Source organism: Alkalihalophilus lindianensis, assembly GCF_032843265.1.
Taxonomy (GTDB): domain Bacteria; phylum Bacillota; class Bacilli; order Bacillales; family Bacillaceae_D; genus Alkalihalophilus; species Alkalihalophilus lindianensis.
Genome location: NZ_JAWJBA010000726.1, coordinates 1 through 251, shown reverse-complemented (window position 1 = coordinate 251; position 251 = coordinate 1). Strand labels below are relative to the sequence as shown.

The following is a 251-nucleotide window of genomic DNA, read 5'->3' as shown; positions in this document are numbered from 1 at the left end:
AGAAATCCTATGCGGGCACAAGGAAAAAATAAAAAACATTACGGATAAAACAGGAAATGTCATCGAAACCGAACCTATCTCAAATGGAAAAAAGGGGAAGGATCTTGTCCTAACCATTGATATGGAATTGCAAAAGGCGGTTGATAAGATTATTGAACAAGAGCTTCGGGCAGCGAAAAGATTGCCGGGAACCACTTTTACGGACAGGGCCTATGTTGTCTTAATGGACCCCTATACCGGTGAAATCATGG

The 251-nt window shown here is 41.8% G+C and carries 1 pseudogene; it reads left to right on the top strand.

What is annotated here, in order from left to right:
• A pseudogene (locus RYX56_RS24080) lies at positions 1-251 on the top strand (penicillin-binding protein); the annotation flags it as partial.